This window comes from Streptomyces sp. NRRL WC-3549, assembly GCF_000721935.1.
In the GTDB taxonomy this organism is placed as follows: Bacteria; Actinomycetota; Actinomycetes; order Streptomycetales; family Streptomycetaceae; genus Streptomyces.
In genome coordinates this window covers 40,786-46,986 of record NZ_KL585392.1, presented here as the reverse complement: position 1 = coordinate 46,986, position 6,201 = coordinate 40,786, and the positions used below count along the sequence as shown (strand labels likewise).

Sequence of the window (6,201 nt, the reverse complement as noted above, 5' to 3'; positions counted from 1 at the left end):
GTGCTGGCCGGCGGCCTGTCCCTGCTCGGCATCAGCGCGCCCCGACACCTCTGAAAGCGTAAGAGAGCAGAACAGAACGATGAGCCGATCCGCACACCCCGCCGGGCCCCGCCACGCCGACGTCCTCCCCGAGGGGCACTGGACCGCCCCGGCCACCGACCTGAACGTCCTGGACGAGAAGGTCTGGTCCCGTACGGTCACCCGCGACGCGGACGGTGCGCTCACCGTCGGCGGGATCGAAGTCGCCCGACTGGCCGAGGAGTTCGGCACTCCGGCGTACGTCCTCGACGAGAGCGACTTCCGGGCCCGCTGCCGGGCCTGGTCGGACGCCTTCGGTACCGACGCCGACGTCTTCTACGCCGGGAAGGCCTTCCTGTCACGCGCCGTCGTGCGCTGGCTCCAGGAGGAGGGGCTGAACCTCGACGTCTGCTCCGGCGGCGAGCTGGCCACCGCGCTGGACGCCGGAATGCCCGCCGAGCGCATCGCCTTCCACGGCAACAACAAGACGGTCGCGGAGATCGAGCGGGCCGTATCCGCGGGCGTCGGGCGGATCGTGCTCGACTCCTTCCAGGAGATCGCCCGGGTCGCCCACATCGCCCGGAGCCTCGGTACGCGCCAGCGCGTGCAGATCCGGGTGACGGTCGGCGTCGAGGCGCACACCCACGAGTTCATCGCCACCGCTCACGAGGACCAGAAGTTCGGCATCGCGCTGGCCGGCGGACAGGCCGCCGAGGCGGTCCGCCGGGCGCTTACCCTGGACGGCCTCGAACTCGTCGGCATCCACTCGCACATCGGCTCGCAGATCTTCGACATGGCCGGCTTCGAGGTCTCCGCCCGACGCGTCGTGCAGCTGCTCGCCGAGATCCGCGACGAACACGGTGTGGAACTCCCCGAGATCGACCTCGGCGGCGGTCTCGGCATCGCCTACACCCCCGAGGACGATCCCCGCGAGCCGCACGAGATCGCCAAGGCGCTCGGCGACATCGTCACCCGCGAGTGCGAGTCGGCCGGCCTCGCCACCCCGCGCATCTCCGTAGAGCCGGGCCGGGCCATCGTCGGCCCCACCGCGTTCACGCTCTACGAGGTCGGCACCATCAAGCCGCTGGAGGGACTGCGGACCTACGTCAGCGTCGACGGGGGCATGTCGGACAACATCCGCACCGCGCTCTACGACGCCGAGTACAGCGTCTCGCTCGTCTCCCGCAGCTCGGACGCCGAGCCCATGCTCGTCCGGGTCGTCGGCAAGCACTGCGAGAGCGGGGACATCGTGGTCAAGGACGCGTTCCTGCCGTCCGACCTGGCCCCCGGCGATCTGATCGCCGTACCCGCCACCGGCGCGTACTGCCGTTCCATGGCGAGCAACTACAACCACGCCCTGCGTCCGCCCGTCGTCGCCGTGCGGGACGGACAGGCCCGGGTGATCGTCCGGCGCGAGACGGAGGAAGATCTCCTGCGCCTCGATGTCGGTTGATGAAATAGGGGTCTCAGGATCCGGACGGGTGGCAGAAACTCCCGTCCGGTGAGTGAGACTGGTCCACACATCAGAAGTATGAGAAACGAGGTCGGATGATGCGTACGCGTCCGCTGAAGGTGGCGCTGCTGGGCTGTGGAGTGGTCGGCTCAGAGGTGGCGCGCATCATGACGACGCACGCCGACGACCTCGCCGCGCGCATCGGCGCGCCGGTCGAGCTCGCGGGTGTGGCCGTCCGCCGGCCCTCCAAGGTGCGGGAGGGCATCGACCCCGCCCTGATCACCACCGACGCGACCGCCCTGGTCGAACGGGGCGACATCGACGTCGTCGTCGAGGTCATCGGGGGCATCGAGCCCGCCCGGACGCTCATCACCACCGCCTTCGAGCACGGCGCCAGCGTCGTCTCCGCCAACAAGGCGCTGCTCGCGGAGGACGGCCCCGCGCTGCACGCCGCGGCCCAGAAGTACGGCGGGGACCTGTACTACGAGGCGGCCGTGGCCGGCGCCATCCCCCTCGTCCGCCCGCTGCGCGAGTCCCTCGCCGGGGACAAGGTCAACCGGGTGCTCGGCATCGTCAACGGCACGACCAACTTCATCCTCGACCGGATGGACACCAGCGGCGCCGGGTACTCCGAGGCCCTCGACGAGGCCACCGCCCTCGGATACGCCGAGGCCGACCCGACCGCCGACGTCGAGGGCTTCGACGCCGCGGCGAAGGCCGCCATCCTCGCCGGGATCGCCTTCCACACCCGGGTGGGGATCGGCGAGGTGCACCGTGAGGGCATCACCGAGGTCACCGCGGCCGACATCGCCTCCGCCCGGCGCATGGGCTGCACCGTGAAGCTCCTCGCGATCTGCGAGCGCGCCGCCGACGGCAGGTCCGTCACCGCCCGGGTGCACCCGGCGATGATCCCGCTCAGCCACCCGCTGGCGTCCGTCCGCGAGGCGTACAACGCGGTCTTCGTGGAGGCCGAGGCGGCCGGTCAGTTGATGTTCTACGGCCCCGGCGCCGGCGGTTCCCCGACCGCGTCCGCCGTCCTCGGCGACCTGGTCGCCGTCTGCCGCAACAAGCTCGGCGAGACCACCGGTCCCGGCGAGTCCGCCTACACGCGCCTGCCGGTCAGCCCCATGGGCGACGTCGTCACGCGCTACCACATCAGTCTCGACGTGGCCGACAAGCCTGGCGTTCTCGCCCAGGTCGCGACGGTCTTCGCCGAACAGGGCGTATCCATCGATACGGTCCGCCAGCAGAGCCGACAGGACGGAGACGGCGAGGCATCCCTCGTCGTCGTCACCCACCGCGCGCTCGACGCCGCCCTCTCCGGGACCGTCGAAGCGCTGCGCAAGCTGGACACCGTGCGCGGTGTCGCCAGCATCATGCGTGTTGAAGGGGAGTAAGGACCCATGACCAGCAAGGGCACCCACCAGTGGCGCGGCATCATCGAGGAGTACCGGGACCGCCTCCCGGTCACGGACACGACGCCGGTCGTCACGCTCCGTGAGGGTGGCACGCCGCTCGTTCCGGCGCAGGTCCTCTCCGAGCGCACGGGCTGCGAGGTGCACCTCAAGGTCGAGGGCGCCAACCCCACCGGGTCGTTCAAGGACCGCGGCATGACCATGGCGATCACCCGGGCCAAGGAGGAGGGCGCGCAGGCCGTCATCTGCGCCTCCACCGGCAACACCTCCGCCTCCGCCGCCGCGTACGCCGTGCGGGCCCAAATGGTCTGCGCCGTCCTCGTCCCGCAGGGCAAGATCGCGCTCGGCAAGATGGGCCAGGCCCTCGTCCACGGCGCGAAGATCCTCCAGGTCGACGGCAACTTCGACGACTGCCTGACCCTGGCCCGCAGCCTCTCGGACAACTACCCGGTGGCGTTGGTCAATTCGGTCAACCCGGTGCGCATCGAAGGCCAGAAGACCGCGGCGTTCGAGATCGTCGACGCCCTCGGGGACGCCCCCGACATCCACGTCCTGCCGGTCGGCAACGCGGGCAACATCACGGCCTACTGGAAGGGCTACACGGAGTACGCGGCCGACGCGGTCTCCACGCGCACCCCGCGCATGTGGGGCTTCCAGGCCTCCGGCTCCGCGCCCATCGTGCGCGGTGAGGTCGTCAAGGACCCGGCGACCATCGCCACCGCGATCCGCATCGGCAACCCGGCCTCCTGGCAGTTCGCGCTGAACGCCCGGGACGAGTCCGGCGGGTTCATCGACGAGGTGACGGACCGGCAGATCCTGTCCGCCTACCGCCTGTTGGCGTCCCAGGAAGGTGTCTTCGTCGAGCCCGCGTCGGCGGCGTCCGTGGCCGGCCTGCTCAAGGCCGCCGAGGCGGGCAGGGTCGACCCCGGCCAGAAGATCGTCTGCACCGTCACCGGCAACGGCCTGAAGGACCCGGACTGGGCCGTGGCCGGCGCCCCGCAGCCGGTCACCGTACCGGTCGACGCCGCGGCCGCGGCACAGAGGCTCGGCCTCGTCTGACGGGCCGTCCGTACGGCTCCGCGCTCCTGCCAGGGGCGCAGAGCGCATGGGAGGCGTGCGACACGCATCGTGCGCCTCCCGTGCGCCCTATGTCGCCACAGAACCTTCCTTCGATAGGCTGTACCCAACCCGCCGCCGCACGTGCCGCGGTGCAGTCGCCGTCGCGACCGCCGGGTACCCCACTTCCGTACAACAGCCCCCACGCACGCCGCAGTACCGCACGACACCCCGCACCACCCCATCCCCGCCGCCGTACAGGAAGAGTCGTCCAACCGATGGCCGGTCCCGCGTTCCGAGCCGCAGCCGTCCGGGTGCGCGTCCCCGCAACCAGCGCCAATCTGGGCCCTGGTTTCGACGCCCTCGGCCTCTCGCTGGGGCTCTACGACGACGTGGTCGTCCGGGTCGCCGACTCCGGGCTGCACATCGACATCGCGGGTGAGGGCGCGACGACGCTGCCCCGCGACGAGAACCACCTGCTCGTACGCTCCCTGCGCACCGCCTTCGACCTGCTCGGCGGACAGCCCCGCGGCCTGGAGATCGTCTGCGCCAACCGCATTCCGCACGGCCGCGGCCTCGGTTCCTCGTCCGCCGCGATCTGCGCCGGGATCGTCGCCGCCCGCGCCGTGACCACGGGCGGCGAGGCGCGCCTCGACGACGCCGCCCTGCTGGAACTGGCCACCGAGATCGAGGGCCACCCGGACAACGTCGCGGCCTGCCTGCTCGGCGGGTTCACCCTCGCCTGGATGGACGGTTCGGCCGCCCGGGCGATCCGGATGGACCCCGCCGGTTCCGTCGTGCCGGTGGTCTTCGTCCCGGCCACACCGGTGCTCACCGAGACCGCCCGCGGCCTGCTGCCGCGCACGGTCCCCCATGTGGACGCCGCCGTCAACGCAGGCCGGGCGGCGCTGCTCGTGGAGGCCCTGACCAGGCGTCCTGAGCTGCTGCTCGCGGCCACCGAGGACCGGCTCCACCAGGAGTACCGGGGCCCGGCGATGCCGCAGAGCGTGGAGCTGGTGAACCGGCTGCGCGCGGACGGCGTCCCCGCTGTCATCTCCGGAGCCGGGCCCACCGTGCTCGCGCTGACGGAGGAAGGATCGGCCGACAAGGTGGCGCGGCTGGCGGGAGAGGGGTGGGCCGCCAACCGGCTCGCCCTCGATTCCGCAGGGGCGAGTGTGCTGCCGCTCGCCGCGTGATCGCACGTGATTGCCGGTGCATGAGAGGGGGAATGTTTGTTGGAGCCGGTAGTGTTAACCTCAAGTCAGCAATCGACGCTTTTGTGGCGCGTTGCTTCGTGTCCCCTTCCGGGACCACCACTCTTCCGGGAGCCTCCCCGACTGCCTGAGCAGCCTGCCTGAGCTTTCGAGCACGCTCCGGAACCGGCACGACACCCTCTTGCTCGACCAGGAGTGGGCCGAGCAGGGGGATCTCGCGCCGGAACCCCGCACTTTCATCTCTCCGCCGTACCCGGCGGACCACCGCCCCGGCACGGTCCGCGATCGAACGATCAACAGACCGCAGTCGGACAGCACAACCGGTCGCCGAGCCAGAAGGCCGACGTCCGCTCCAGGGAAGGACCCTTCGTGAGCGACACCACCGATCTGATGGGCGCCACTGCCGACAAGAGCGTCGACAGCCCCGCGCCCGCCGAAGGTGCTGCCACTGGCACCACCGCACGGCGCCGCCGCTCCGGCACCGGCCTCGAGGGCATGGTCCTGGCCGAGCTGCAGCAGGTCGCGTCCGGCCTCGGTATCAGGGGGACTGCGCGGATGCGCAAGAGCCAGCTGATCGAGGTCATCAAGGAGGCGCAGGCCGGCGGGGGCTCCGCCGCGCCCAAGACCGCCGCCAAGTCCGCCGCTCCCGCGGCCGCCGAGACCGAGAGCAAGCCCAAGCGGCGTGCCACCTCGAAGGCGCGCACCGGTGACGAGACCGCCGCCGCCCCCGCGCCGGCCGACAAGGCCGCCGCCCAGCAGCAGATCGACATCCCGGGCCAGCCGGCCAGCGACGACCAGCCCGCGGGCGAGCGCCGCCGCCGCCGGGCGACCGCGCAGGCGGGCAGCCCCGAGACGAAGACCGAGACCAGGACGGAGCCGCAGGCGGAGCCGCGCACCGAGAGCCGGCCGGAGCGCGCCGAGGAGCGCGGCGAGGCCAGGACCGAGCGCGGCGAGGCGAAGGCCGAGGCCAAGGGCGACACCAAGGCCGAGTCCGCGGCCGACACCGCCGAGGGCCGCCGCGGAGACCGTCAGGACGGCGGCCGCC

At 71.8% G+C, this 6,201-nt stretch carries 5 protein-coding genes; all 5 read left to right on the top strand.

Going from position 1 to position 6,201, the window contains the following annotated elements; genetic code table 11:
- Window positions 1-79: 79 nt before the first annotated feature.
- Complete coding sequence (gene lysA / locus IH13_RS0109830) at window positions 80-1,471, top strand: diaminopimelate decarboxylase (protein WP_031082949.1); 1,392 nt, start codon at window positions 80-82, stop codon at window positions 1,469-1,471.
- Window positions 1,472-1,566: 95 nt separating this feature from the next.
- Complete coding sequence (locus tag IH13_RS0109825; protein ID WP_031082948.1) at window positions 1,567-2,868, top strand: homoserine dehydrogenase; 1,302 nt, start codon at window positions 1,567-1,569, stop codon at window positions 2,866-2,868.
- A gap of 6 nt (window positions 2,869-2,874) precedes the next feature.
- Window positions 2,875-3,945 carry a threonine synthase gene (gene thrC / locus IH13_RS0109820; protein WP_031082946.1) on the top strand — a complete coding sequence of 357 codons (1,071 nt, stop codon included), beginning with the start codon at window positions 2,875-2,877 and terminating at the stop codon, window positions 3,943-3,945.
- Between the two features lie 275 nt (window positions 3,946-4,220).
- Complete coding sequence (thrB, locus tag IH13_RS0109815; RefSeq protein ID WP_031082944.1) at window positions 4,221-5,138, top strand: homoserine kinase; 918 nt, start codon at window positions 4,221-4,223, stop codon at window positions 5,136-5,138.
- 387 nt (window positions 5,139-5,525) lie between these two features.
- A partial coding sequence (locus tag IH13_RS39710) for a Rho termination factor N-terminal domain-containing protein (RefSeq protein WP_031082943.1) occupies window positions 5,526-6,201 on the top strand: 676 nt, incomplete at its 3' end.

Coding starts and splice junctions, on each gene's coding strand:
- thrC (WP_031082946.1), top strand. CDS start 2,875: ATGACCAGCAAGGGCACCCACCAGTGGCGCGGCATCATCGAGGAGTAC.
- lysA (WP_031082949.1), top strand. CDS start 80: ATGAGCCGATCCGCACACCCCGCCGGGCCCCGCCACGCCGACGTCCTC.
- thrB (WP_031082944.1), top strand. CDS start 4,221: ATGGCCGGTCCCGCGTTCCGAGCCGCAGCCGTCCGGGTGCGCGTCCCC.
- IH13_RS0109825 (WP_031082948.1), top strand. CDS start 1,567: ATGATGCGTACGCGTCCGCTGAAGGTGGCGCTGCTGGGCTGTGGAGTG.